This window comes from Salmonella sp. SAL4457, assembly GCF_046548235.1.
In the GTDB taxonomy this organism is placed as follows: domain Bacteria; phylum Pseudomonadota; class Gammaproteobacteria; order Enterobacterales; family Enterobacteriaceae; genus Salmonella; species Salmonella enterica.
Genome location: NZ_JBGDZO010001502.1, coordinates 1 through 229, shown reverse-complemented (window position 1 = coordinate 229; position 229 = coordinate 1). Strand labels below are relative to the sequence as shown.

The following is a 229-nucleotide window of genomic DNA, read 5'->3' as shown; positions in this document are numbered from 1 at the left end:
GTACCGCGTCGGCCTCTATCCGCCGCACCTTCGCCGCACGTGCCAGGACCTCGCCCTCGCGATAGGCCTGGGCCGGCGCGCCGTTCACCGAGAGGATGGCGATCGCCGCGGGACCACCGCTGATCAATCCCGCCAGTTGCACCTCTACCTCACCGGAAGGCGCCGCGAACCAGCGTTGAGCGGCGTCCTCGCCGCTGGGCGGCGGAACGTCGGCGACATCGGCCTGGAC

General features: G+C 71.6%; 1 protein-coding gene. It reads right to left on the bottom strand.

What is annotated here, in order from left to right; all coding sequences use genetic code 11:
• Positions 1–229 (bottom strand): hypothetical protein (locus tag ACLJNW_RS29205; RefSeq protein WP_410962168.1); only part of this gene is annotated, 229 nt, incomplete at both ends.